This window comes from Desulfosarcina sp., from assembly GCF_055467485.1.
Map to the genome: position 1 here is coordinate 23,616 of NZ_JBUOIV010000004.1, position 25,751 is coordinate 49,366.

Consider the following 25,751-nt stretch of genomic DNA (forward strand, 5'->3'; position numbering starts at 1 on the left):
AAAGACCATGAAAAAAATGGGAGACATGCTGCTCAGGCGCGATGCCTTTTCAGAGATTGTCATGGGCAACACGGCCATTGTCCGTGCCATGGTGGAGGCCGGTACACGGGTCGTCACTTCCTACCCTGGCTCCCCCACACCGGAAATCGCCTTGGCGATCCAGTCCATACCCGGCGAGATCCGCCCTTTCTACTTCGAATTCTCCACCAACGAGAAAGTGGCGACCGAGCTGGCCTATGGAGCGGCGGTCAACGGGCACCTGTCTACGGTGTTTTTCAAAAGCGTCGGTCTCAACGTGGCTGCCGACACCTTTGTCCAGCTGAGCCTGATGAATATCATCGGCGGCATGGTCGTGGTCCTGGGTGACGATCCGGGCGCCAATTCCTCGCAGAACGAGCAGGACAACCGCCACTATGCCGCGATGAGTTACACGCCGGTGCTCGAACCGGCGGACCCGGCTGAAGTCTACCGCTTCTATCTCGAAGCCGCCCGCCTCTCCCAAACCCATCGCATGCCGGTGATCCTGCGGCTGACCACTCACGTCTGCCACGCCAAGGAAAGGGTCTCCTTTGACGCCTGGCACCCGGCTCACCCGGATGACACGCCCCGGTTCGATCCGGCCCACGGTCCCTACATTCCCCTCACCGTCCAGGCCATCGACCAAAAACGCGCTGCCATGGCCAGACTGGAACAGGTTCGCCGGCACGCCGAGCAAACCGAGCTGAATCGTATCGTCGAAAATGGCAACGCCGCGCGGGGCGTGATTACCATGGGGTTGCCATTTCTGTCGCTGATGGAGGTGTTGGATGGCGTGGCCGTTAAGCCGGATATCCTGAAGCTGGGCTATGTCCATCCCCTGCCCCGCGAGAAAATCCTCGACTTTCTCGCCAGCCACCAGGAAATCAAGGTTCTGGAAGAACTGGACGACATGACCGAAAACCAGATCAAGGCCATGGCCTTCGATCACCAGGTACCGGTGAGGATCATCGGAAAAACCCAGCCGGAGGACTGGATCGGCGAGTATACACCGGACAAGGTGCATCAGGTGCTGTCCGCCACCTGGCCTGATCTGATCCAGCCTGGACCGGCTGCACCAAAGGACGATCCCGCACCCCAACGCCCCCCCCAGATGTGTCCGGGATGCGGTCACCGAAGTGCGTTTCACGCCATCAAGCAGGCCCTTGCCCCCTCCGATATCACGGTGGCGGACATCGGCTGCCACACCCTGGGCTTCATGCAGCCCTATGAGATGGGCCAATTGCTCATGTGCATGGGGGCATCCACGGCCATGGCCAGCGGCCTGCGACTGTTCAACACCCGCCGCAAGGTGGTCGCTTTCCTGGGTGATTCGACATTTTTTCATGCGGCTTTGCCCGGCATCATCAATGCCATATTCAACCGCCACCCCATTACCTTGATTCTCATGGAAAACGGCACGACCGCCATGACCGGCCACCAGGACCATGCGGCCAGCGGGAAGAACGTCAACGAGGCCACGGACAGGATTCCCGTCCGACAGGTGCTGGAAGGGCTGGGGGTCAAGCACATCGCCGAGGTGGACACCTATCAGCAGGCCAAACTGGCCGAACTGGTGGTCGAGGCGACGTCCATCGACGAATTCAGTGTGGTGATCGCCCGCCACCCCTGCATGCTCAAGTTCACCCGTGAGCAAAGAAAAAATCCAACCTACCGGCAGAAGCATGTGACCATCGACCAAAGGGTGTGCGAGCGCATCCACACCTGCATCGAAACATTCGGCTGCCCCACCTTCAGCCGGGACAGCGAGGGCAATGTCAGCATCAATACCGATCTTTGCATCGGCGACGGTTCCTGCATCCAGACCTGCCCGACCAAAGCCATCAACCCAGCCGGCAAAAAGGCTAAAGGAGGTGCCGCATGAAGGCTTTCAGCATCTATCTGACCGGCGTGGGCGGCCAGGGTATCGGGTTGATCAGCGAAATCATCCTGAGGGCGGCGGATCACGGTGGTCACCCGGTGAAGAGCGTGGACACCCACGGGCTGGCCCAGCGCGGCGGAATCGTCGTATCCCAGATACGCATCGGAGATAGGATCTTCTCTCCAATCATCCCCGCCGGGCAGACGGACCTGGTGATCTCCCTGGAGCGCCACGAAGCCTTTCGGGCGGCAGGAACCGTGTTGAAGGACAATGGGTGCCTGATCTACTACAACACCGTCTGGCAGCCGCTCACTGTCCGATTGAACCAACGGACAGAGACTGCCGAGAGTGACATTCAGGGACTTTGCCGTGCGCGTGGCATACAGGTCATAACCGTATTCCATGCGGAACTGCCGGACATCCGCATGCAGAACATGGCCGTGCTGGCGGAAATCCATCGCCACCGGCTGATCCCCGGCATCGACCTGAAGCATTACCTGAGCGCCATGTCAGATCTCATGGCCGGCGCCATGCTGGCGGAAAACCGGGGATTGTTCGAAAAACGCCTGAACGCCTGATGCTTGACACGTTTTGGCGGGCAGGACCTATTCCGGGCCTTGCCAGAACGCCTTCATCGGCATCTGAATCGTCATTGTTAAAGGCGATGTCCCGTCACATGGAGATGCTGCCCTTGCGGAAATCGGAGGAATCGATCCACAGGTTGATCAGCACCGGCTTTCCGGAGGCGGCCCCGGCCCTGGCCGTATCCAGAGCAGCGTCGATCTCCTGGTTGGATTTGACCACGATACCCTCGGCGCCAAACCCCTGGGCCACCCGATGGTAGTCAGTCCGCGCCAGGACGGTGGCCACGTCATCGCCGAGGATTTCTTTCTGGTCCCGGGCGATCTGCGTCCAGCCCGCATCGTTTCCCACCACGGCGATCACCGGCAATCCGTGGCGAACGAAAGTGTCCATCTCCGCGATGCTGTATGCGGCAGACCCATCACCGTAAAGGATCCATACCTCGGCATCCGGCCGTGCCTGCCCAGCGCCCAGGGCGAATCCGGCGCCCACACCGAGCGTGCCGAACACGCCGGGGTCCAGCCACTGCAAGGGACCTTTGGGTGATAGGGTGTAGGCGGCGGTGGCTACAAAATCACCGCCATCGGCCACCAGAATCGTGTTGCCGGTTAAGAATCGATCCAGCTTTCGGAAGAAAAGAACCGGGTTGACATATGGTCCGGAAACACCGGCCCATGCATCGATTTCTGCCTCCCGTTGACCGTCGGTCCTTTTCAGAGAGTCGCGCCAGCCGGTCCACCGGTGCTGCTCACTCGCAGCCGTCTCCCGGGCAAGGGCCATGATGAACAGGAGCGGGTCGGCGTGGAAGGCCACGTCGGGTTTGCGGTTCAAATACAAATCGTGCTTGCTTCGGTTAGCCGCAACAAGGCGGGTTCCCCGGCCCAGGACCCGGCCGTAATCCATGCGGAAATCGCAGGGCATGCCGGCCATGATCACCAGGTCTGCCTGCTTGAGGGCCGTCTTTCGGTGATGGCGGATCTGCAGCCGGTGGTCCTCCCCCAACAGCCCCCGGGCCATTCCGGTAAGATAGGCAGGCACGGCCAGTTGGTCTAATGCGGCAACCAGATCACCCGCGCGCTCTGGAGCCAACATGGATTGACTGCCCAGCACCATCACTGGACTGCTGGCCTGGTCCAGCATTCCGGCCACCTGTTTCACCAGCTTCGAATCGGGTAACAGCGGAGCTGCCTCCGAAGCCGCGGTTTTCATTTCATCCAGGTTGCATGAGAACATCCGGTCCACATGATGTCGCAGATAAAGCGATTTTAGGCGGTCCCCCACCGTTTTGGCGGATTTGGCACCGGTGGCTTCCGCATACCATGATCTGACCAGTGATTCCGGGTAGAGCAGGTCCACTGGCATCTCCACAAAAACCGGTCCGGGGACCCCTTCCCGAGTTATTGAAAATGCATTTTCAAGGGCCGACACGATATCGCAGTTGCGCCGGACGGAAAGGGCCGCTTTTACCACCGTCGCCATCAGCGGGCCGGCCTCCATATCTTGAAGGGCCCCGCGCCCCTTGAGCATGGTGGGTGCCGCGCCGCCGATAAGTACCATGGGGGATTGCGCCATCCGGGCGTTTTTCACCGCTGTCACCGTATTGGTAACACCCGGTCCCGCCGTAACCACGGCCACGCAGGGAACGCCGGTGATCCTGGATACGGCATCGGCGGCAAAAACGGCCGTGGCTTCATTGCGCACATCCACCACCCGGACACCCGCCTGTTTGCATCCCACCAGAATCGGCGAAATGTGCCCTCCGCATAGAGAGTACACCGCCTTAACGCCGTGGGCAGACAGCACCTTGGCCACCAGGTCCCCGCCATGCAGCTCCATCGCCTCTTCTCCTTAAGTATATGCGTTTGAAAGTGCCGGGATCAGAGATTGGGGCCGAAGGCGCCGGCCAGAAGACGCTCCAATTGGTCTTCAGCCAAGAGGCGCTTCTCCAGGACCAGGGTTTTAAGGTTCTTGCCGCTGGCCAGGCCCTCCTTGACCAGGGCCGCGACCCTGTCGTAACCCAATTCAGGATTCAAGATGGTGGCCAGGCCCGCACTGGCTTCGAAATGCTTTCGGCATTTCTCCTCATCCGCCACAACGCCCCGGATACATTTTTCATCCAGCATCCTGCAGGTGCGAATCAGGATGTCAAAAGACTTGACCAGATTGTTTCCGATCAGTGGCATATGCGTGTTGAGCTGCAACTGCCCAAGCCCGCAGGCCATGGCCAGGCCGGCATCATATCCGACCACCTGGATGCATGCCATGTTGGCGGCCTCACAGATACTGGGATTGACCTTGCCCGGCATGATGGAAGAACCCGGCTCCACTGACGGCAGTCTTATTTCGCCGATACCTGTATTGGGCCCTGACGCCAGCAGCCGCAGGTCATTGGTAATTTTTAAAAGATCCAGGGCCAGCAATCGCAGGGCCGCGGACATCTGTCCCATATCCGTCATAAACTGGGTGATTTCGATACCGTTTTCGGCCACTCTGAAAGAGAGGCCGGTCGATGCGTTGAGCGATGCCACGATCTGGGAACGAAAAGCCGGTTTGGTATTTATCCCGGTTCCCACTGCATTCCCCCCTACGCCGATTTCGAGCAGGTTTTCGACGGCTGCGGCAACACGCGCGCTGGCCTTTTCCAGGGCACGCGCATATCCCGCAAACTCCTGGCCCAACGTAATGGGTACCGCATCCTGAAGGTGGGTGCGGCCGCTTTTGGCTACGTTGGCAAACTGTCCGGCCTTATCGCCAAATGATGCGATCAGCCCATCCAGCGCCGTTTTCAACCGGTGGCTCAGCCGAACACCTGCCAGCCGGATGGCCGAAGGGAATATATTGTTGGTGGATTGCCCCTTGTTCACGTGATCGTTGGGATGCATCATCTCCCTGTCCCCCGGTTGTCCGCCCATTTGCACGGCTGCCAGGTTGGCGATCACCTCGTTGACATTCATCTGGGTGGAGGTGCCGGATCCGGCCTGAAAGACATCGATGGGGAACTGGTCGTCGTGGACCCCGGTGAGAATCATTGCGCAGGCCTTGCGAATCGCCTGGGATCGTTTCTGATCGAGAAGCCCGAGCTGTTCGTTTGCCGCTGCGCAGGCCGCTTTCAGGTGAACGATGGCGTGGACGATCGCAAGGGGCAGCGGTTCACCGGAAACGTTGAAATTTTCCATGGAGCGAGAGGTGTGGATGCCATACCAGGCGTTATCGGGAACCGGCATCTCTCCCATCGAGTCTTTTTCGATGCGCATGTTTTTCCTCCAGGCTGTTTATGGTATTGTATCTTGAAATTACAGCAAATCATGGTTCTGTCAAGAACCCTTACCCTCTGCCGTCTGGTATACGTGGATCCGGCTGCGGCCCTTTGCCCTGCCGGGAAAATGCCTTGACTTTGCATGAATCATCCCAATTATGACGGGAACGATTCTTAATTATTCTAAAGGAGTTTCCAATGCAGAAAGTTCAAAGCGGATTGTTCGTGAGCGTTGATTACACCGGCACGCTGAAGGATGGGCAAGTGTTCGATTCCAGTGAAGGGCGCCAACCCATGGAGATCCAGATGGGTTCCGGCACGGTGATTCCCGGGTTTGAATCGGCAATCATGGGGATGTCGCTAAACGAAACCAAAACCTTTACCCTCTCACCGGAAGAAGCCTATGGCTATCGGGATGACAGCCGGATGCACGACTTCCCGAAATCCGATATTCCGGAAGGGATGGAACCCCAAGTGGGCCAAACATTAATGCTGAGCACTCCCCAGGGACAGCAGATCCCTGCCCGGGTCGACAGCATCGATGACGAAAAAGTGACCTTCGATCTGAACCATCCCCTGGCAGGCCAATCCCTGACGTTCACTATCGAGGTGGTGGGAATCAACGAAACCGCCACCCAGCAGCATGCTGGATGCGGCCCTGACTGTTCCAGCGGAGGATGCGGCTGCGGCGACTCGGGCTGCTGCTGACCCCCTGCAGCGAACACCGAACCCTTGATGACCGACCCGGATCCTATCATTGACCCAACGCCCGGCTTTCAGGGGCACGGCCGCTGATGACGCGCTGACGCAGCCCGACACCGGCGCCCCACCCTCTTTTTGAACAATCAGCCCATGGTGTTCTATGGTTGCGTGCATTCATGTATCGCCTGGAACCATTTGACCCATGCCACATTGCAGTCCACGGTTCATCCGCGGTCATGGTCTTTTCCGTGCAGTGGTGCGGGGTATCGGTCTTGAAAGACAACAACCGGGATCCGTGAATGCTGTCGCCTTCGATTTCATTTTTCGCCACGGTCACCCCATGCCCCCCTGGTTCATCAAAGGAATGATAGAGGTTCTTAACGCCTCCTGCGACCCTCTTTATCCACCCATCCAGACGACCGTCATCCGCAAGGCCCTCTCCTTGACACGATCCACCAAATAAGATAGCAGAAGGGGTTTACCATTTTCTGGTGAAGCCCGGTTCACGGAATCAAACATGAACCGATTCAGGGCGCTCGTCATGAAAGTGAAAATCGACAGGAAGCGAACGACATCCGCCGACGTTGTATAACGGATTCGGAACCAATATCGATCGGGGTTATCATGGACAACGCAAAAGACCTGCTGAGCAAACGGAAAGAAAAGGCGGACGGCCTGAGGGCGGACGGGATCAATCTGTTCCCCAACGGCTTGACCGTCAGTCATACCATCAAGGATATTCAGGACCATCTACGCAATCTGCCGGATGATCGACAAGAAGATGCTTCCCTGTTCAAGGTGGCTGGACGGATGATGGCCATCAACCGTTTCGGAAAATCCGCCTTCATCCGTTTCAAAGACCGAACCGGCCTCATGCAGGCCTATGTTCGCAAGGATAAGGTCGGGGATCCGTCATATGACCTGTTTAAGCGCCTGGATGTCGGTGATTTTGTTGAGATTGCGGGAACCCTGTTTCGCACCAAGACCGGCGAATGGACCATTCTGGCCTCCCGGATTCATCTTGCCTGCAAGTCCACCCGACCGCTTCCTGAGAAGTTTCATGGGCTCAAGGATCCGGAGAAGCGATACCGACAGCGCTACATCGATTTGCTCATGAACCCGGAGGTACAGAATATTTTCATCAAACGCAGCCAGATCATCCAGGCGATGCGGAACTTTTTCCTGGCCCGGGATTTTCTGGAAGTCGAAACACCGATGATGCAACCCATCCCGGGAGGCGCCGAGGCAACGCCTTTTAAGACCCACCACAATGCACTGAACATGGACCTTTATCTGCGAATCGCTCCGGAGCTCTATCTCAAACGTCTCGTGGTCGGCGGGTTTGAGCGGGTTTTTGAAATCAACCGCAATTTCAGGAACGAAGGTGTCTCCACCCAGCACAACCCGGAGTTCACCATGGTCGAATTCTACCAGGCCTACGCCACCCATGCAGATCTGATGGACCTCACCGAAGAGATGTTTGCCCAGATTGCGCAAACGATTACAGGGGGTACCGTCGTCACCTATCAGGGCAATCCAATCGAGCTGGGGGGCACCTGGAAACGGATATCCCTGTTCGACGCGCTGGAACAGATCGGCGGAGTCGATCCATCCTTGCTGACCGACAAGGAACGCTTGCTTGACTTTGCGGATTCACAGGGCATTACGGTAACGAAAACCGGTCGTTTGGGCAAAGTGATCACCAAACTGTTCGATGTCCTCGTTGAACCCAGATTGATCCAGCCAACCTTCATTACCGGCTACCCGGCGGAAGTCTCACCCCTGTCCCGAAGAAGCGACGCCCATCCGGACCTGACCGAGCGGTTCGAGCTGTTCATCGCCGGACGGGAAATCGCCAACGGATTTTCCGAGCTCAACGACCCGGAAGACCAGCGAGGAAGATTTCTGCAGCAGGTGGAAGATCGGAAAGCCGGCGACAACGAAGCCCACTTCATGGATGACGATTATATCGAGGCCCTGGAGTACGGCATGCCGCCGACGGCCGGCCAGGGCATCGGTATCGATCGCCTGGTAATGCTGCTGACCGATGCCCCGTCCATCCGAGAGGTCATCCTGTTCCCCCACATGAAGCCCCGGGCAGGAATTTCAAAGACGGACAATTGATTCATTTTCAATAGCATCTGGTAAAAGTCATCGCGGAAAACACTCACACTCAGCCATCACCGGCAATGCCATGTCATTTGTGACATTTGTATCAGGGCGTTATCTAAGGACCCGCCAGAAGCGGGCCTTTATCTCGCTGATCACCGTGCTTTCCATTGCCGGGGTATCTGTCGGGGTCATGGCACTGATCGTTGTCATCGCTGTCATGGCCGGATTTGAAAACGATCTCAAATCGCGGATCATGGGAATCCGGCCACACCTGGTGCTCACCAAAAAACAGGGAGACTTCAGTGACTACCAGCAGGTTCTGGCAAAGATGAAACCCATTGGGGAAATCGAAACCGCATCGGCCTTTATCACCACCCAGGTCGTCCTTCGTACGACAACCCGGGCCGCCGGTGCTGTATTGAAAGGCGTCGACGCCGTCCAGGGAAAAAGCGGCATCGCCAGCGTGGATACCAGCCGGTTGTTGACATACGCTGATGCGAAGGCGGCGCCAGGCGGAAACGATCAACTGCCCGGCATCATTTTAGGCAAAGAACTGGCCGCCAGCCTGGGTGTGATCCGGGGAGACACGGTATACATGATCTCCCCTCGAGGAATGCTTTCACCGGTCGGACATATCCCCGCCATGATCAAATTTGAGGTGGCCGACCTGTTCGAGTCCGGGATGTATGAATTTGATGGGACGCTTGCTTTCGTCGATCTGAATCAGGCCCAAAAGATTCTGCGAATGCCCGATTCGGTCAGTGGAATCGAGATTCGCCTGCAGGATATGGATCAGGTCAAAGCGGTTACCAATGATATTGAACAGGCCCTAGCGGGTGACTACGCCATAGAGAACTGGAAACAGATGAACCGCAACCTGTTTTCAGCCCTTCGGCTGGAAAAAACCGTCATGTTCATCATCCTTGCCTTGATCGTTCTGGTCGCCGCATTTAATATCGCCGGATCCCTGGTGATGATGGTCATGGAAAAACGAAAGGATATCGCTATTTTAAAAGCCATGGGGGCGACGGCCAGGTCCATCGGCCGCATCTTTGTCATCAAAGGGCTGATGATCGGCCTGGTAGGAACGGTGCTGGGGACATCCGCCGGGTTGGTGTTATGTTCCCTTTTAAAACGCTATTCCTTCATTCATCTGCCGGCAGACGTATATTACATTAATACCTTACCGGTTAACATGAAGATATCGGATGTCCTGCTGATCGCGCTGTGCGCACTGGTCATCTGCTTTGCAGCAACCCTTTATCCGGCCCGTCAGGCAGCCGGCATCGATCCGGTCGAGGCCATCCGCCATGGATAATGGAAACGGTGGGACAACGCGGGTGGAACCCGGCAACCAGCACCGCTCTGCAACCCCCTTGATTCAGGCTTCCGGAATCAGCAAAATATACAACCACAGTGGGTCGCGCATCGTGGTTCTCAACCAGCTGGCCTTGACACTTGGCACCGGGGAAACGATAGGCATCGTGGGGGCATCGGGCATCGGCAAATCCACTCTCCTTCACGTTCTCGGGACCTTGGACAGACCGGATAGCGGCATTCTTGAATATTCGGGGAAGGACGTACTGCAGTGGGATGACAGCCGACTGGCCCGTTTTCGCAACCGGTCTATTGGTTTCGTGTTTCAGTTTCACCACCTCCTGCCCGAATTTTCGGCGTTGGAAAACGCCATGATGCCGGCCCTGATCGGTGGCATGGGAAAAAAATCGGCAGCAGCGGCTGCCGAAGCGATCCTGGTCCGGGTGGGCCTGAAAGATCGCCTGTCCCATCGGGCCAGCGAATTGTCCGGTGGGGAGCAGCAGCGCGTGGCTCTGGCCCGCGCACTGGTGCTGCGGCCGGCCATTCTCTTGGCAGATGAACCGACCGGCAATCTGGATCGAAAAAACAGTGATCACATCCACACCTTGCTGATGGAGTTGAACCAGGAAATGGGGATGTCCATGGTAGTGGTCACCCACAACATGGAGTTGGCGGCGTTGGTATCCCGGCGGGTTACCATTGCCAACGGAGCGCTGCAAGAATTTCAATAATTTTTTGATGGTTTTGTCCTTGCCAAGCAACAGGCAGCGAATTGAAAAACGGCCTTGTGGTTACCGATGTTATCTGTTTTGGACATCAACCGATTCTGATACGACGTAAATGGTGATGAGACCGCAATTGATCAGGGGGATTCGATGTTGAGGCGATATTTACCCGTGCTGTTATTTTCCCTTCTTCTCGTCACCCGCACCGCTTGTGCCGTTGAAACGGTTCAGGTGTTGGTGTTGCCTTTTGACATTCATGCCAGTCAGAGCCTTTCCTACCTGGCCGAAGACATACCAAAAGTCATTAATGAGCACCTGCAAACGGAAGGGGCGGTTCCTGTTGAAATAGACCACGCCCGAACCACGGCCGTCTCGGACGTCACATCCGATGTTGACGCGCTGAAACAACTGGGCCTGAACGCCGGAGCAGACAGCGTGATCTGGGGAAGCATGACACGGATCGGCAACGACATCAGCCTTGACATCAATATGGTGGAAACGGTGGGCACCAAACCGGTGTTTTCAGTCTATGAGTCGGCCTCGGGCATGGAAAACCTGAGGGCGGTATCCAAAAAAGCGGCGGAAAAGCTGGCCCGACAGCTCTTTCGCCGGGAACTCATTACCGGCGTGCGGGTCACAGGCAATAAACGGATCGAAGCCGATGCCATCGAACGGGTGATCCGGGTACAACCGGGCGACGTGCTGCGCGCCGGTGAACTTTCCAAAGATTTGAAAAATATATACAAAATGGGCTATTTCGAGGACATCCGCGTTGAATCTGAAGAAAGCGACGGCGGGAAACTGATCGTATTTCATGTCAAGGAGAAACCCACCATTCGGACAATTACGTTCAGCGGAAACCAGGTTTTCAAAGACAAGAAGCTTCGGGAAAACTTAAGCATCAGCACAGGTTCCATTTTGAATATTTTCACGATCAAGTCCAACATCGAACAGCTCCAGGCCATGTACAAGGAGAAGAACTACCACAATATAAAAATCAGCTACACCACCCACGACCGGGACAACAACCAGGCGGATATTGAATTTGTGTTCGAGGAAGGAGAGAAGATCAGAATTAAAGAAATCACTTTCCAGGGCAACCGCACCTTCCCGGACAAGAAGTTGAAAAAGTTCATCAGCACGTCCGAAAAAGGGTTTTTCTCGTGGATCACTTCCTCCGGAGAATTGAATCGGGAAGATCTGAGTCAAGATGCGGCCCGTCTCATGGCTTATTATCACACTCAGGGGTTTATTCGTGCCAAAGTCGCCGATCCCATCGTCGACTTCGAAGACCAATGGATATTTATCACCTTCAAAATCGAAGAGGGCGAGCGTTTCAAAGTGGGCACCATTGACGTGGATGGAGACCTGATCCTGCCCAGGGCGCGTTTGATGCCGGGGCTTCAGATCTCGAAAGAGCCTTACTTCAACCGGGAAACCGTTCGAAAGGATGTCCTTTGGCTGACCGATCTGTATGCAGATGCCGGTTTTGCCTACGCAGACATTTCACCGGTGACGAAGGAAGATCCGGAAAACCTCCTGGTAGATATCACCTACACCGCCCAAAAACGGGACAAGGTCTATTTTGAAAACATCGAGATCTCCGGCAACACCCGCACCCGTGACAAAGTCATTCGCAGAGAGCTTCGTATCTACGAACAGGAGTTGTATAGCGGCAGCCGACTCAAGCGAAGTGTGCGCAATCTCCACCGCCTTGATTTTTTTGAGGATATTAAAGTAGATACACCCAAAGGCAGTGCTGAAGACAAGATGAATGTGAAAATCGAGGTCATGGAAAAGCCCACCGGCACCTTCACCTTTGGCGCGGGATACAGCACAGTGGACGACTTCTTCGTGACCGGTTCGGTTTCCCAGAGGAACCTTTTCGGCCGGGGTCAGATTCTCAAGCTGAGCGGTCAGATCGGAGGTGTCTCCGATTTATATAGCCTGAGTTTCACCGAGCCGTGGATGTTTGACATCCCACTGTCCGGTTCAGTTAGCCTTTACCGCACCAGGCGTGAGTATGACACCTACGATAAAACCAGCATGGGTGGCGGACTGGGGATCAGTTACCCCGTTTACGACTATACCCGTGTATCCCTGTCCTATCGATACGATGTGACGGACATTTCCGAAATCACGGATGATGCCTCGGACAACATCAAGGACCTGGAAGGGGAAAACGCCACCAGCGCCATCACCACGGGATTGAGCTATGACTCCAGGGATCGGGCCTTCAATACCACGCAAGGCCAGGATCACAGCATCAACTACACGTATGCGGGATTGGGCGGAGATATCGGTTTCAACAAAGTCGTCGGCGAATTGGGTTGGTACATTCCGGTATACAACGGGTTGGTTACTTTTCTTCACGGGAAATCCGGCTATGTCCAAGCATTGGATGGTTACATCCTGCCCGACTATGAAAAATTCTATCTGGGAGGCATGAATTCCATCCGGGGTTTCGGTTTTCAGGACATTAATATCAAAACGGTGAACAGCGCCGGGCAGATAACCGAAGAGGGCGGCGAATCGTTCGTCCAGTTCAATTTTGAACTCACCTATCCACTGTTTAAAGATCTGGGGATTGTCGGTGTCGTTTTCTATGATACCGGCAATGTGTTTGGACCGGACGAGTCAATTGATTTGGGTACGCTGCGCCAGGCTGCCGGATATGGCATACGATGGTATTCACCCATCGGACCGATCCGCATCGAAGGCGGCCATATCTTGGATCCAAAGGAAGAGAATGGAGAAGATTCCGGGGTTAACTGGGAATTTTCCATGGGCGGGGCATTTTAAAGTGATGCGCCGCATGATCGGTTTCTATCCCACCATACCAACAAACAATTGATTAAAAGATCCATAAAATGGTAACCAGTAAAGTTGAAATCTAAATTGAAGCATGGAAAGGGGAATTTATGCGATCTGCAAGCAAATGGATAATCCTGACGGTTTTGGCATTTTTTTTCGTTGGGGGATCTGGCTTCTGTGCGGATGTGGCCAAAATAGGCGTGGTCGAGTTTCAACGATTGTTTGACAATTCAGACGCCGGGAAAGATATCAAGGCAGAAATCACCACGCAAGGCAAAAAGATGGAGGCCGAGCTCAAAGAAAAGGGTGTTGAAATCGAGGAAATAAAAAAACGCCTGGAGCGCGAAGCCCTGGTGATGAGCAAAGAAATGCGCGAAGAGAAAGAGCGTGAGTTCAGAATCAAGGTCAATGACATCAAAACGCTGCAGAAAAAATATGAGGTGGAGTTACAGGGCATTCAGAAAAAATTGATGGGCGGCCTTCAATCTGAAACGCTGGAGATTATCGATGAGATCGGAAAATCAGAGGGATACCTGTTGATTATGGACAAGCGCGGGGTTCTCTATTCACCGACCACCATCGATATTACCGACGAAGTCATCAAACAATACAATGCCCGGTACGCCAAAAACAAGAAAAAGTGAGCATAGGTGTCGACGGTGCCAACTGATTATACCCTTCAAGATATTGCCGAAGCAACCAACGGTGACGCCGTTGGTGACAAAGAGAAAAGAATCAGCAGCGTCGCGCCATTTGAAACGGCAGAGCCAAATCAAATCACCTTCGCGGGCGGTGTCGATTATTTGAAGCGCATCGACGAGACGCGGGCCGGCGCCATTTTCGTTCCCACAGGATTCGAGGCGCCCGGGAAAAACCTGATCGGTGTGAGCAACCCTCAACTGGCCTTCGCTAAGGTGGTGGAGTTGTTTCATCCGACGGTACCACCGCCTTCGGGCATCAGCTCCATGGCTGTCACCGGCAGTGACCTCAAGACAGGCGAAAGGGTCTTCATTGGTGCATTCACCACCGTTGGCGATGGTGTAACGATCGGTTCAGGTTCGACCATTCATAACGGTGTTTACGTCGGTGACGGGGTGAGTATCGGAAATGAAGTGGTGATTCACCCCAATGTAACCATTATGAACGGCTGCCGGATCGGCAACCGGGTGACCATTCATCCGGGGACGGTTATCGGCAGTGACGGTTATGGTTTCGTACCGGATAACGGACATCACCACAAAATCCCACAAATCGGCATCGTTCAGATCGATGATGATGTGGAAATCGGGGCATGCAATACCATCGATCGGGCGACCTTCGGCCGCACGTGGATTCAGCGCGGAGTTAAAACGGACAATCTGGTGCATATCGCTCACAATGTGGTCATCGGTGAAGACAGCCTAATCGTAGCCCAAGTCGGCATCGCGGGCAGCACCAAGATCGGCCATCACGCCATCATCGCCGGTCAGGCGGGTATTTCCGGTCATTTGACCATCGGCAACCATGTCACCGTAGGTCCTATGACCGGTGTAGGCAAAGCCATCCCAGACGGTGAAGTGGTCTCGTCCGGCTCCCCGTCTATGCCCCACCGAACGTGGTTGAGGGTTCAACGCGTCATTCCATCGCTACCGGAAATGAAGAAAAAAATTACCGCCCTGGAAAAGAAACTCGCCGATCTGGAAAAACGCATCGATGCGCCTTGAGGCTGCACGGAGGGCCACACATGGAAATGGTATTCGACATCAATTCGATCATGCAGCAGCTTCCCCACCGATATCCGTTCTTGCTGGTGGACCGGGTGGTTGAGTTCGTCCAAAACGAGAGGATTATCGCCCTGAAGAATGTGACCATCAACGAACCTTTTTTTCAGGGACATTTCCCCGAGACGCCGATCATGCCCGGTGTCCTGATTGTCGAAGCCATGGGACAAGCCGGCGGTGTTCTGGTCACCCAATCACTTCCTCCGGAGAAAAAAGGGAAGCTTATCTATTTCATGGGATTTGACGATGTGCGGTTCAGAAAACCGGTCGTACCCGGAGATCAATTGATTCTTGAACTGGAGATGTTGAAACTAAGATCCAAAGTCGTAAAAATGGCCGGCATTGCCAAGGTAGACGGGAAAATTGTCGCCGAAGCAAAGCTGATGGCCGCCTATGGAGATTGATATGATTCATCAAACTGCAATCGTCAGTCCCGATGCAACCATTGAAGAAGACGTCACGATCGGCGCATACTCAATTATCGGAGAAGATGTCACGATCGGCAAAGGAACGTGGATCGGCCCCCACGTGGTGGTTGACCCCCATGTGACCATCGGTCCCGAATGCCGGATATTTCAATTTGCCGCAATCGGCGCCATCCCTCAGGATCTTAAATTTGGCGGTGAAAAGAGTTATGTAAAAATCGGACCAAACGTTACCATCAGGGAGTTTGTCACCATTCACCGTGGGACGAAACCGGGTGGTGGACTGACCGAAGTAGGCAAGAAATCCTTCCTGATGGCCTATACCCATATCGCCCACGACTGCCGCGTCGGAGAAATGGTGGTTCTGGCCAACAATACTACATTGGCAGGCCACATCACCATCGGCAATCACGCCACTGTCGGGGGGCTGGTGGCCATCCACCAGTTCGTCAGGGTTGGCGATCATGCCTTCATCGGCGGCAAATCCGCCGTGGTCAAGGATGTGCCGCCGTATGTCATAGCGGCAGGTGACCGGGCCGTATTGCACGGCCTCAACCGCGTCGGCCTCAAACGCTATGGCTTTTCTGAACAAACGCTTTCCGCGTTGAAAAAAACCTACCGGATACTATTTCGATATGGGTTGACCCTGAACGAAGCGATCGAACGGGTGCACGCCGAGGTTGAAATAGTGCCTGAAGTTGAAACCTTTATCGGATTTATCAAAGCCTCCTCCAGAGGCGTGACCCGATAAGCCCGTTCATCGATAGCGTCGATGACGGCATCAGAGTATATCCCTTCCTATGGATGAAAAAATTGGACTCATAGCGGGAAGCGGCCAGTTCCCAGTTCTTTTTTCTAAAACCGCCGTTGAAAAAGGCTTTTCCGTGTATACGGCGGCATACGTCAATGAGGCAGACCAGGAACTCGTCCAACTGTCAGAAAAAATTCAATGGCTGCACCTAGGTCAAGTCAAACGCCTAATCAAGTTCTTCAAGCAAAATAACGTCAACCGTGCAGTGATGTTAGGCGCCGTTCGCAAGACTCGGCTGTTCACTGACGTCAAGCCGGACATGAAGGCCATCGCCATCATTGCAGGAATGCGACACACCCACGATGATGCAATTATGCGTGCCTTTGCGGATAGTCTTGAAAAAGAGGGTATAAAGATTGAACCGTCGACTTTTCTCTTGCCCGAATTACTGGCCACCAAAGGTGTATGGACCAACCGGAAACCCTCCCGAGCGGAAAAGAAGGACATCGCCATGGGCTTGACCATCGCAAGGGAAATTGGTCGTCTGGACATCGGGCAAAGCGTGGTTGTGGGTGGTGGATCCATTCTCGCCGTTGAAGCCATCGATGGAACCGATGCCACAATCAAACGGGGTGGACGGTTGGGCAAAGGAGAGGCGATCCTGGTCAAAGTCTGCAAACCGAATCAGGATTTTCGTTTCGATGTACCATCGGTTGGGATGCAAACAGTTGAAATCATGATTGATTCAAATGTTAACGCCATAGCCATAGAGGCCGACCGGACCATTGTTTTCGATCGTGCGGAAATGATCCGCAAGGCGAACGAAAACAACATCTCGATCATCTGTGTATAGAAATTGTCATAGACGAATTGATGAAGGCTCATTTTTAATCCAATGGAACCGCCAATGGGAAAACTACGCGTAGGAGTTGTCGGTGTGGGCTATTTGGGCAAATTCCACGCCCAAAAATACCACCATTTGCCGGATGTGGATCTCGTCGGTGTTGTCGACACGGATGAGGTTCAGGGTAAACGAGTCGCCGATGAGAACGGCACTGCTTACTTTCACGATCATCGATCGCTTTTCGGAAAGGTAGATGCGATCAGCATCGCCGCACCGACGCCTGTCCACCATGCAATCGCAAAAGATTTCTTAAACCAGGATGTGGATGTCCTGATCGAAAAGCCGATAACCAGCCTTCTCGAAGATGCAGATGAATTAATTCAAATTGCTGAGTCCAAAGGATTGATCATCCAGGTGGGGCATCTGGAACGCTTCAACCCGGCGGTCGTTCAACTGGAGGGCAAAGTCGATCACCCCCGCTTCATCGAATCCCATCGTCTCAGTATCTTTCAGGGACGCTGCACAGACGTAAGCGTGGTTCTTGACCTGATGATCCATGATATCGATTTAATCCAAAACCTTGTCCGTTCAGATATTAAGACCGTGAATGCTGCCGGCATATCAGTCATATCCGGAAACATTGATATTGCCAACGCGCGTCTGGAGTTTGTTAACGGGGCCGTTGCCAATGTAACAGCCAGCCGGATTTCCGCCAAGAATGAACGAAAGCTGAGGCTTTTTCAAAAAGACGCATATATCTCAATCGACTTTGCCAACCATAAAATCACCCTTGTCCATCCTGATCCGAGTCAGTCCGAAGGAATCATTCCCGGCATGACCATCGAGGAATTGAGACTTGATAAAGGCGATGCACTGGATGACGAAATCAAATCGTTTGTGCAATCCGTCAAGCACCGTCGCCCCCCCCTGGTGACAGGCCAGATGGGTCGAGATGCCCTGAATACCGCAATGACAATCATGACGCAGATTCAAGAAACCAGCCGGCACCTTATGTATTGATAAAAAAGGTTTAATTCTATGCCTTTAAAATGCATCATGATCATTGCCGGTGAAGCTTCAGGCGATATGCACGGAGCCAAACTGGCCCAGGCGATCAAGAAGTTGTCCGGGGACGCCTTCCTCTTTGGCGTTGGCGGCAAGTCCATGCAAGCGGAAGGCGTCAGACTCGTCGTCGACGCCGAAACGATTTCCGTTGTAGGCATCACGGAGGTGTTTTCCCATCTGCTGACGATTTATCGGGCCATGACAACTGTCAAGAAGGCCCTCAGCCGACTCAAACCGGATCTTCTGATATTGATCGATTTTCCCGACTTCAACTTTCACGTCGCTGCTACCGCCAAAAAGCTCGGCATTCCAGTTTTATATTATATCAGCCCCCAGATCTGGGCATGGCGCCAAAACCGGGTTAAAAAAATCAAACGACTGGTCGATCACATGGCGGTGATCCTACCTTTTGAAGCACCTTTTTACCACTCCCACAAGGTGCCCGTTACTTTTGTCGGCCACCCCTTGCTAGATAGAATTCTACCGATGTTGCACCACCAGAAATCGACAATCCAAACCGAAAATCAAACCATTGGTCTGCTTCCCGGATCAAGGATAAAGGAAGTGTCGACCCTGCTTCCTGTCATGCTCGAAGCCGCTAAATTAATCAAACGGCGGCTTCCAGGGGCAAGGTTTGTTGTCTCGTGTTCCGATTCCATAAAAGACGACCGGGTAATGGAACTCATCCGCAAACATGCATCAACGCTCGAAATAGAAACGATCAAGGGCTCGGTTGTTGAAATCTTTAAGCAAAGCCAAATGCTGGTTGCAGCCTCTGGCACCGTCACCTTGGAGGCCGCGCTTTACGGTATCCCGACGGTAATCATTTATAAAGTTTCCCCATTGAGCTACTGGCTGGGAAAACGACTCATCAGGGTAAAGCATATCGGTATCGTCAATCTCATTGTTCAAAAGAGACTGCTGCCAGAATTGGTTCAGGACAATGCATCGCCCCAAACCATCGCTGACACCGTTGCCACCATGCTCGGTGACCAGGAAGGATTAAAGCAAATAGAAAAAGAGCTGTTTGCTATCAGAGACCTTCTCGGCGGCGCCGGCGCATCAGATCGAGTCGCGAGAATCGCCTTGAACCTCATCTGACTTTTTTAAAAAGAGATGCCCCTGATGATTGCACTTCAGGGGCATCTCTTTTTTCGGTTTGTTGTCCTTCAGGTGATTTTCAGAGCGCGTCTTCCCTTTTATTCACTTTTACTGATTTGAAATACTGCGGTACAAGTAATTCCTGCTATCAATAACGTCATAACCATCACCATGGCAGCACCTGGGAAATTAGAATCAACCCAGCCCGCGTCGTGTACGCCGGCAGAAATAAAACACTGGCCGCCGCTGCTGCCGCCGGTAGATGCCTCACCCGTTGACAGACTCGCACTATCAGCGGTCGTGGAATCCACATACGCGACCCCTGAGGGATCAACGATCACGCCATTTTCAACACCGTCTTCATCGCCCATCCCCCCATCTTCCAGGATCAATGTGACGCTTTTTCGGTTTGATGCAAAGACGGCGTTCCCATATACTTCCCAACCGGTATCGGAGACGTATTTATACAGCTTCGCGTCTTTGGGGACCCGGGTTGAAAAATGAATTCTTACCGCTGCGGTTTTAACCCCATTGTTCAGGTAGAGCTTGAAACCAATCAGGCCGAATCCCATTTTTACCGATTTATCCGGAATCATGTCTGTGGCCAGTGATTTGATCGAAACCAGCGTCACATTATCGGTAAAGGTTTCAACACCGACGATGGTCTGCCCCTCGATCGTGTTGATACTCATAATATTGTCTTCGAGGGAATCCGCTATTCCGTTTTCGTTGACATCCACCGAATCATCGACCTCCTGTGCGTCAGGGACACCGTTATAGTTCGGGTCACCTGCGCTCTCGGCAACAATTGTCGTAAAGGTGGACGGCTGTGACCAATCCGATGCACCATTGCGGGCATCGATGAACTTTACCCGCCAGTAGTAAGTGGTATCCACATCAAGCACCATTTCACCGACCGTGTAGGTGGTAAGCTGGACCTTGCTGGTTTCATCCAAAACGAGTGTCGAGAAATTCGATTCGGTACTGATCTGCCATTGAGATTGAAAGTGGTCATCGTGGTCAGGGTCAAAATAGATCCCTGAGACAAGCACCGGGGTGAGGTCGACGCGGTCGACTTGAACGGCGCTTTCGATAACCGGTGCATCCGGTGCAATATTGGCAGGATCGCTGGTTGGATTGGTGTCTGCATGGAACTCGGCCAAATTGGTCAATCCATCATTATCCGCATCCAGCTCGGCATCATTCACAAACGGATCCAACCCATAGGTAACCTCCCAGACATCGGTCATTCCATCGTTATCATCGTCCGGATCCTGATTGTCGCCCATACCGTCACCATCGTTGTCCGCCCATTCAGCAGGGTCGTTTGGAAACGCGTCCAGAACATCAGGAACTAGGTCACCGTCGACATCGGTGCTCGAAGACTTGAGCACGCTGACGGTCATGCTCGACGCCGAGCTGCTCCCATCGTCATCGGTTACGGTCAGGCGGAAGGTTAACGTCTCGCCATCGAGACCGACCACAGGAGCAGTGAAGGATGCCTGGCTGGTGGAGGCACTATTAAGGGATATTCCAGTTCCGCCAATCTGTGTCCATTGATAGCCGACAATCGTACCGTCAGCATCACTTGAACCCGATCCATCGAGGACCACTGAAGCGCCTTCATAAACGACTTGGCTCTGTCCGGCAACAGCCGTGGGCGCCTGGTTGGGCACAACGACGGCGGGGGTGCAGTCAACTTCTTCGGAGTCGGCGCTTTCCAGTGCACCGTCGAAGGCGCGTACGACGAAATGATAGGTAACACCTTCATTGAGCCCGGTCAGCGTGCAAGTAGTAAGGCTATTCTCCCAGATGGGATTATCGTAGTTGTAACTCTGGGTGCCTTCCCGGGCGAAAACCCGGTATCCCTCCGGAGCAGGGACGTTGGCATCCCACCGTAACGTGACATTCGCACTGTGAGCATATGTCACGATGCCTGCAAGGATGACGATGGAAGCAAAAAAAGACTTCAGGTAGAATCGAGTGGATTGTTTCATATTGCATCTCCCAAATTGTTATGTGCCGTGCGACCAACAGCGAATTTGAGAGATGCTGTGTTCGCTCGGCAGCCCTGCCGCCATTTCCAGACTGTCTGGTGTTAGGCCGTTGGCTTTGCGTCACACCCTTTCGGATGTTTTGCCTTTATCGAGCTGATAGATTTTCAAAAAACGTTGACAATTCTTTCAGCACAAACCGTACCATATATGGATGCATGCCCGCTCAACATTATACATTTTTTATTCAGGCGGTATATTGCTGAAATTTAATGTATTTAAAGCACCGGTTGCTTTCACAGTCACCGATTTTTTCTTTTTAAAGATCAAATCCGAACCAGGTGTTTTAATTAATGCACATATCTTGGACGGCAGCGATGCATTTTTGTACACGGATGTCTAATGCGAATATAAATCACTTTTTTTTTAAACTAATCAAGTGAACGCGCCGTCCTTTCCTTATGCAGCAGACTGAGCCAGGAGTGGTTAAGGAAAGCGAAGTTCTACCCGTGAGATGGGTCCAAAAGTTGATATGGCGTTTAACCGAATTCGCGCGGTTCGCCGTGGGGGAGTTTAACGCTGGTTGATCAATCAGCAGGCATATGGAGGGTCGACCGGTTTGAAATATAAGGTAAAAATACTGCCCTTGCCAGGCTTGCTTTGCACGTCCATTCGGCAGTCATAAGTTTCAAGAATTCGATATACGATGGAAAGGCCCAGCCCGGTACCGTTGGGTTTTGTCGTGAAAAAGGGGTTGAAAATGGCTTTTACGGTTTGTTCATCCATTCCGCATCCGTCATCGGCGATCGAAACCATGATCCGTTCGCTCCTGTGCTTCTGAACAGATATCTTAATTGTGCCTTCATTTTCAATCGATTCGGCACTATTCAACAGCAGGTTCCAGACTACCTGACGGAGCTGCAGCGGATCAATCTCAATATATACATCTGTGATAATGTCTAAATCTACTTTAACCCGCTGATCGATCGACCCGTCTTTTTCAAAAAGGGTTACCATTTCAGTCATGGCATCTGCCAGATTCACACATTGAGCCTGGCCGGCAGAGGGCCTGGCAAAAGTAAGGAAATTGTTAACCAGGCTGCTTAACCGGTCAGTTTCTCTAAGAACAATGTGCACCAACCGCATATTGTCCTTGTTGTTTTCCATCTCACCCTTAAGGATCTGTATGGCTCCCGATAATGAAGCAAGCGGGTTTTTGATCTCATGTGCCAGTCCGGCAGCCATTTCACCGATCTGCGCCAGGTTTTGAACCCTGCCAAGATGGGCTTCCATCGCCACCAGTTCAGCCTTGGACTGACGCTCCTGATCGGAAAGATAGCCACTTAGAAATGCAACTGAAAAGCATGCAGCCGCCATAATGACGCATTTTTGTAGAACCTGAATCCCTGTAATCGAAGAGCCAATCATGCTGCCGCCATAGTCGATAGGAGCGATTGTTCCATTTAATTCGAGAACCAGGAGCGCGGCAAACTGGGAACTGCATAATACTGCCACCCAAAGACTGCCTCGCTTAAAAACAAACACGCTGGAATAGATTACCACCACGAGGTATAAAAATGAAAACACACTTGAATAACCGCCTGTCACAAAAATGATCAGGGTAATGCACAATGTATCGATAGTTATCTGACCGTAAATGACAATGAACTGGTATCGCTTGACGAGAGGTACCAGAGCCACGTATACGGCTGACATAAACACGATCGCTCCTGCCAGACCGTATAGGATGGCAATGGGTGTGTCCTGAAGACCCAACTGGTTGCCGACCTGATAGGCAAGGGTTGACCCCAACAACAATAAGGCGAAAAGGAACCGTATTGACATCAACCAATTGAGTTTTCGGTTGAATGTCTCTCTGTCAAGTTGGTAATTTGGCAAGGATTCAGTCAATACCGCATAGCAGGATATCAAGATTAACGCGTTGGTTGACAAGCACCGGAGCACTCTTGATACTCATTATCAACAACATCGCCCCATGCGCGTCCATGATCATGGGTGTGGGTGCATCCGAGAGCCTTTATCAGCGCTCTGGAGACTTGCCTGCGCTTAGGAGAATGCACGCCCGTTGGTATCGTCTACCGATGATGAGCCGCGTCCTGTTTTAAAACCGTTGTGATAAACCTGAGGGTTAGAGGGCACCAGCCATTTTGAAAATAGGCATATACATGGCAACAACGAGCGTACCGATGACGACACCCAAAAAAACAAGCATAAACGGTTCAATCAGCGACGTCAGATTTTCTACCGCCTGGTCAACCTCTTCCTCGTAAAAATCCGCAATCTTCTGAAGCATTGCATCGAGGGCACCGGTGGATTCGCCAACGGAGATCATCTGGCATACCATGGCGGGGAAGACTCCGCTTTCAGCCAGTGGGTCCGCCATGGTACGGCCTTCGGCGATTCCGCTTCGAACCGTATAGATTGCCTGCTCGACGGTTTTATTACCCGATGTTTTGGCGACGATGTCCAAGGCTTCCAGAATCGCCACCCCACTGGACAACATGGTTCCCATTGTGCGGGTGAACTTGGCGACAGCCACCTTGCGAATCAGCAGGCCGAAAACCGGCAGTTTAAGCATCGTTGCATCAACCAGTTTTCGGCCTTTTTCGGTCTTATAATATTTTTTGAATGCGAAGATAAAAATGATGACGCCAATCACAATCCAGTGGATCTTCGATTTCACAAATTCACTCATGCCAACGACGACCTGCGTGATAGGAGGAAGTGCCCCGCCCATATCGGCAAACATTTCCTGGAATACGGGAATCACAAAAACCAGGATGACCGCAACGACAGCAACAGCGATAATCATTGTCACGATAGGGTAAGTCATCGCACCTTTGACCTGACTCTTCAGTTTGGCCGCCTTCTCCATGTAGGCGGACAAACGCCTTAAGATGGTATCGAGTATACCGCCGGCTTCGCCGGCAGAAACCATATTTACGAACAGGTCATCGAACTGATTGGGATACTTTTTCAAGGAATCCGCCAAGGTTGAACCGCTTTCAACATGTTCCTTGATATTTTTCAGCATCTTCTTGAATGTAGCATTTTCCTGTTGCGCATGCAGGATGTCCATGCACTGAATGATGGGAAGTCCGGCATCGATCATCGTCGAAAACTGACGACAGAACAGGATGACGTCTCTTTGGGTGACTTTGGGCTGAAGAAAAGCAACATTTTCGAAAAGATCCTTGGGTTTCTTCTTGATTTTGGTCGGGGTGATCCGAAGTCTGTTAAGATTGGATCGAACCAGATCCTCACTGGATGCTTCCATCTCACCTTTCTGAACGATATTGTTCCTGTTTTTTCCTTCCCACAGATAGATCGGCATAACATCCCCCTGTATCCTATAATGAGCCGCCGTCGCTGTCTAATAATTTAAATATTACTATTTATTTTTAAATTAATAGAAAATTTTTAATAAGCCATATAAAAAAGGCCTCGATCCATTGGCTTAATGATCAATTGTTTGGACGCGACCAATCGATCCAGAACCGGTTGCAGCGTCTCAGCATCTATGCCCACGATCTGCGACATGTCCTGAACCGTATATGGTCGTCTGCGAACCGTTGAAACCAAGCGCTTCACCAAATCAATATGTTGCATCGTCCCTGCAGGCGGCCTGGGTCGATAATTGACAATTTCGGCACCTTTCAGAAAATCTGAAATACTTTTCAGCTGTTTGGGTCCGACCGGGACAACCCAGTCTTCCGTAGCCGGCCGGTCAAGGGTGTTCAATAAAAGACCATCGGCATCGATCCGTTCTAAAATGGATTTCATGGGTTTTAACGCTTCCAGAGAATCGTTCAGGCCCTTGACGACAAAGTATTCGATCAGCAATCGCCCCGGAAACATGTTTCTGAATGCAATAATGCCATCGATGATCGAAGTCAGATCAAGTTCTGGATGGGGGCGGTTAATCTGTTTGAACGAGTCCGTGATAGCAGCATCTAAGGATGCCATGACCACATCCGCATCCTTGACCTGGCTCCTGACCGCCGGCTGGTCGAAGAGCGTACTGTTGGTGAGCACGGCGACTTTGTATTGAGGATAATTGGATTTGAGAAATTGAATCACATCGCCTATTCCCTCGTTCAAGGTGGGTTCTCCAGATCCGGAAAAGGTGATATGGTCAATTTTCTCATTTCGAGACAGATAAGCGGCCAATTCCTCTTTCACCCTGTCCACCGGAACGTATTCTTCCCTTTTCAAAGTCAGGTGGGTTGTTGCGCCGCATTCACAATATATGCAGTCCAAACTGCACGTTTTGTGTTGAACGAGATCCACACCGAGAGAGGTGCCCAAGCGCCTTGATGGAACAGGTCCGAACAGAGTCATGTATTTAAAAGTGTAATCGGCAGTCATGGTCTATGTCAGTAAAA

At 52.8% G+C, this 25,751-nt stretch carries 20 protein-coding genes and 1 riboswitch; of the genes, 14 read left to right on the forward strand and 6 right to left on the reverse strand.

The genetic code is table 11. The annotated features are described in order from the left end of the window. Nucleotides 1–7: 7 nt before the first annotated feature. Nucleotides 8–1,900 (forward strand): thiamine pyrophosphate-dependent enzyme, encoded by a 1,893-nt coding sequence (locus ACZCED_RS03115; protein ID WP_462970187.1) that lies wholly within the window; start codon nucleotides 8–10, stop codon nucleotides 1,898–1,900. After that, complete coding sequence (locus ACZCED_RS03120) at nucleotides 1,897–2,475, forward strand: 2-oxoacid:acceptor oxidoreductase family protein (RefSeq protein ID WP_462970188.1); 579 nt, start codon at nucleotides 1,897–1,899, stop codon at nucleotides 2,473–2,475. The genes ACZCED_RS03115 and ACZCED_RS03120 overlap by 4 nt, the downstream gene beginning before the upstream one ends. Before the next feature lie 94 nt (nucleotides 2,476–2,569). Here ACZCED_RS03120 and ACZCED_RS03125 read toward each other — a convergent pair whose 3' ends face one another. Both ACZCED_RS03125 and ACZCED_RS03130 read right to left on the reverse strand, forming a co-directional pair. Further along, nucleotides 2,570–4,315 carry a thiamine pyrophosphate-binding protein gene (locus tag ACZCED_RS03125; RefSeq protein WP_464860195.1) on the reverse strand — a complete coding sequence of 582 codons (1,746 nt, stop codon included), beginning with the start codon at nucleotides 4,313–4,315 and terminating at the stop codon, nucleotides 2,570–2,572. A 41-nt stretch (nucleotides 4,316–4,356) separates the two neighbouring features. Continuing rightward, nucleotides 4,357–5,733, reverse strand: a complete 1,377-nt coding sequence (locus ACZCED_RS03130; RefSeq protein ID WP_462970190.1) for an aspartate ammonia-lyase — start codon at nucleotides 5,731–5,733, stop codon at nucleotides 4,357–4,359. Nucleotides 5,734–5,933: 200 nt separating this feature from the next. Between ACZCED_RS03130 and ACZCED_RS03135 the strand changes: the two genes are divergently transcribed. The 12 genes from ACZCED_RS03135 to lpxB all read left to right on the forward strand — a co-directional run bounded on the left by ACZCED_RS03135 (nucleotide 5,934) and on the right by lpxB (nucleotide 19,351). Beyond that, on the forward strand, nucleotides 5,934–6,443 hold the full coding sequence (locus ACZCED_RS03135) for an FKBP-type peptidyl-prolyl cis-trans isomerase (protein ID WP_464860196.1): 510 nt from the start codon (nucleotides 5,934–5,936) through the stop codon (nucleotides 6,441–6,443). A gap of 618 nt (nucleotides 6,444–7,061) precedes the next feature. Beyond that, nucleotides 7,062–8,561, forward strand: coding sequence for a lysine--tRNA ligase (gene lysS / locus ACZCED_RS03140; protein WP_462970192.1), 1,500 nt, complete (start codon nucleotides 7,062–7,064; stop codon nucleotides 8,559–8,561). 70 nt (nucleotides 8,562–8,631) lie between these two features. Next, nucleotides 8,632–9,867 carry a lipoprotein-releasing ABC transporter permease subunit gene (locus ACZCED_RS03145; RefSeq protein WP_462970193.1) on the forward strand — a complete coding sequence of 412 codons (1,236 nt, stop codon included), beginning with the start codon at nucleotides 8,632–8,634 and terminating at the stop codon, nucleotides 9,865–9,867. Beyond that, nucleotides 9,860–10,597, forward strand: a complete 738-nt coding sequence (locus ACZCED_RS03150; protein WP_464860197.1) for an ABC transporter ATP-binding protein — start codon at nucleotides 9,860–9,862, stop codon at nucleotides 10,595–10,597. The genes ACZCED_RS03145 and ACZCED_RS03150 overlap by 8 nt, the downstream gene beginning before the upstream one ends. 165 nt (nucleotides 10,598–10,762) lie before the next feature. Beyond that, entirely contained in the window at nucleotides 10,763–13,393 is a 2,631-nt protein-coding gene (gene bamA, locus ACZCED_RS03155; RefSeq protein ID WP_462970195.1) for an outer membrane protein assembly factor BamA, read from the forward strand. A gap of 119 nt (nucleotides 13,394–13,512) precedes the next feature. Continuing rightward, nucleotides 13,513–14,049: an OmpH/Skp family outer membrane protein gene (locus ACZCED_RS03160; RefSeq protein WP_462970196.1), complete on the forward strand. Its 537-nt coding sequence runs from the start codon at nucleotides 13,513–13,515 to the stop codon at nucleotides 14,047–14,049. A 15-nt stretch (nucleotides 14,050–14,064) separates the two neighbouring features. Further along, nucleotides 14,065–15,108 carry a UDP-3-O-(3-hydroxymyristoyl)glucosamine N-acyltransferase gene (lpxD, locus tag ACZCED_RS03165; protein ID WP_462970197.1) on the forward strand — a complete coding sequence of 348 codons (1,044 nt, stop codon included), beginning with the start codon at nucleotides 14,065–14,067 and terminating at the stop codon, nucleotides 15,106–15,108. 20 nt (nucleotides 15,109–15,128) lie between these two features. Continuing rightward, nucleotides 15,129–15,569 carry a 3-hydroxyacyl-ACP dehydratase FabZ gene (fabZ, locus tag ACZCED_RS03170; protein ID WP_462970198.1) on the forward strand — a complete coding sequence of 147 codons (441 nt, stop codon included), beginning with the start codon at nucleotides 15,129–15,131 and terminating at the stop codon, nucleotides 15,567–15,569. A 1-nt stretch (nucleotide 15,570) separates the two neighbouring features. After that, a complete protein-coding gene (gene lpxA / locus ACZCED_RS03175) occupies nucleotides 15,571–16,341 on the forward strand; it encodes an acyl-ACP--UDP-N-acetylglucosamine O-acyltransferase (RefSeq protein ID WP_462970199.1) in 771 nt (256 codons plus the stop codon). A gap of 49 nt (nucleotides 16,342–16,390) precedes the next feature. Next, nucleotides 16,391–17,194 carry an LpxI family protein gene (locus tag ACZCED_RS03180; protein WP_462970200.1) on the forward strand — a complete coding sequence of 268 codons (804 nt, stop codon included), beginning with the start codon at nucleotides 16,391–16,393 and terminating at the stop codon, nucleotides 17,192–17,194. Nucleotides 17,195–17,248: 54 nt separating this feature from the next. Further along, complete coding sequence (locus tag ACZCED_RS03185) at nucleotides 17,249–18,205, forward strand: Gfo/Idh/MocA family oxidoreductase (protein WP_464860198.1); 957 nt, start codon at nucleotides 17,249–17,251, stop codon at nucleotides 18,203–18,205. A gap of 36 nt (nucleotides 18,206–18,241) precedes the next feature. Further along, nucleotides 18,242–19,351 (forward strand): lipid-A-disaccharide synthase, encoded by a 1,110-nt coding sequence (gene lpxB, locus ACZCED_RS03190; RefSeq protein ID WP_464860199.1) that lies wholly within the window; start codon nucleotides 18,242–18,244, stop codon nucleotides 19,349–19,351. 98 nt (nucleotides 19,352–19,449) lie between these two features. Here the strand turns inward: lpxB and ACZCED_RS03195 are convergent, their stop codons facing one another. The 4 genes from ACZCED_RS03195 to ACZCED_RS03210 form a co-directional block, all read right to left on the reverse strand. Beyond that, a complete protein-coding gene (locus ACZCED_RS03195; RefSeq protein ID WP_464860200.1) occupies nucleotides 19,450–21,348 on the reverse strand; it encodes a fibronectin type III domain-containing protein in 1,899 nt (632 codons plus the stop codon). A 64-nt stretch (nucleotides 21,349–21,412) separates the two neighbouring features. Then, a riboswitch (cyclic di-GMP riboswitch) is annotated at nucleotides 21,413–21,502 on the reverse strand. A 434-nt stretch (nucleotides 21,503–21,936) separates the two neighbouring features. Continuing rightward, a complete protein-coding gene (locus ACZCED_RS03200; protein WP_464860201.1) occupies nucleotides 21,937–23,298 on the reverse strand; it encodes a two-component system sensor histidine kinase NtrB in 1,362 nt (453 codons plus the stop codon). Nucleotides 23,299–23,494: 196 nt separating this feature from the next. Next, nucleotides 23,495–24,700, reverse strand: a complete 1,206-nt coding sequence (locus tag ACZCED_RS03205) for a type II secretion system F family protein (protein WP_462969578.1) — start codon at nucleotides 24,698–24,700, stop codon at nucleotides 23,495–23,497. An 86-nt stretch (nucleotides 24,701–24,786) separates the two neighbouring features. Then, nucleotides 24,787–25,734: a radical SAM protein gene (locus tag ACZCED_RS03210; protein ID WP_462969577.1), complete on the reverse strand. Its 948-nt coding sequence runs from the start codon at nucleotides 25,732–25,734 to the stop codon at nucleotides 24,787–24,789. Nucleotides 25,735–25,751 lie beyond the last annotated feature (17 nt).

What these genes read in the sequence shown, in the direction of transcription:
- ACZCED_RS03145 (WP_462970193.1), top strand. Translation starts at nt 8,632, where the DNA reads ATGTCATTTGTGACATTTGTATCAGGGCGTTATCTAAGGACCCGCCAG.
- ACZCED_RS03115 (WP_462970187.1), top strand. Translation starts at nt 8, where the DNA reads ATGAAAAAAATGGGAGACATGCTGCTCAGGCGCGATGCCTTTTCAGAG.
- ACZCED_RS03160 (WP_462970196.1), top strand. Translation starts at nt 13,513, where the DNA reads ATGCGATCTGCAAGCAAATGGATAATCCTGACGGTTTTGGCATTTTTT.
- lpxA (WP_462970199.1), top strand. Translation starts at nt 15,571, where the DNA reads ATGATTCATCAAACTGCAATCGTCAGTCCCGATGCAACCATTGAAGAA.
- ACZCED_RS03135 (WP_464860196.1), top strand. Translation starts at nt 5,934, where the DNA reads ATGCAGAAAGTTCAAAGCGGATTGTTCGTGAGCGTTGATTACACCGGC.
- lysS (WP_462970192.1), top strand. Translation starts at nt 7,062, where the DNA reads ATGGACAACGCAAAAGACCTGCTGAGCAAACGGAAAGAAAAGGCGGAC.
- ACZCED_RS03125 (WP_464860195.1), bottom strand. Translation starts at nt 4,315, where the DNA reads ATGGAGCTGCATGGCGGGGACCTGGTGGCCAAGGTGCTGTCTGCCCAC.
- ACZCED_RS03210 (WP_462969577.1), bottom strand. Translation starts at nt 25,734, where the DNA reads ATGACTGCCGATTACACTTTTAAATACATGACTCTGTTCGGACCTGTT.
- fabZ (WP_462970198.1), top strand. Translation starts at nt 15,129, where the DNA reads ATGGAAATGGTATTCGACATCAATTCGATCATGCAGCAGCTTCCCCAC.
- ACZCED_RS03150 (WP_464860197.1), top strand. Translation starts at nt 9,860, where the DNA reads ATGGATAATGGAAACGGTGGGACAACGCGGGTGGAACCCGGCAACCAG.
- ACZCED_RS03180 (WP_462970200.1), top strand. Translation starts at nt 16,391, where the DNA reads ATGGATGAAAAAATTGGACTCATAGCGGGAAGCGGCCAGTTCCCAGTT.
- ACZCED_RS03120 (WP_462970188.1), top strand. Translation starts at nt 1,897, where the DNA reads ATGAAGGCTTTCAGCATCTATCTGACCGGCGTGGGCGGCCAGGGTATC.
- ACZCED_RS03130 (WP_462970190.1), bottom strand. Translation starts at nt 5,733, where the DNA reads ATGCGCATCGAAAAAGACTCGATGGGAGAGATGCCGGTTCCCGATAAC.
- lpxB (WP_464860199.1), top strand. Translation starts at nt 18,242, where the DNA reads ATGATCATTGCCGGTGAAGCTTCAGGCGATATGCACGGAGCCAAACTG.
- ACZCED_RS03205 (WP_462969578.1), bottom strand. Translation starts at nt 24,700, where the DNA reads ATGCCGATCTATCTGTGGGAAGGAAAAAACAGGAACAATATCGTTCAG.
- ACZCED_RS03185 (WP_464860198.1), top strand. Translation starts at nt 17,249, where the DNA reads ATGGGAAAACTACGCGTAGGAGTTGTCGGTGTGGGCTATTTGGGCAAA.
- ACZCED_RS03195 (WP_464860200.1), bottom strand. Translation starts at nt 21,348, where the DNA reads ATGAAACAATCCACTCGATTCTACCTGAAGTCTTTTTTTGCTTCCATC.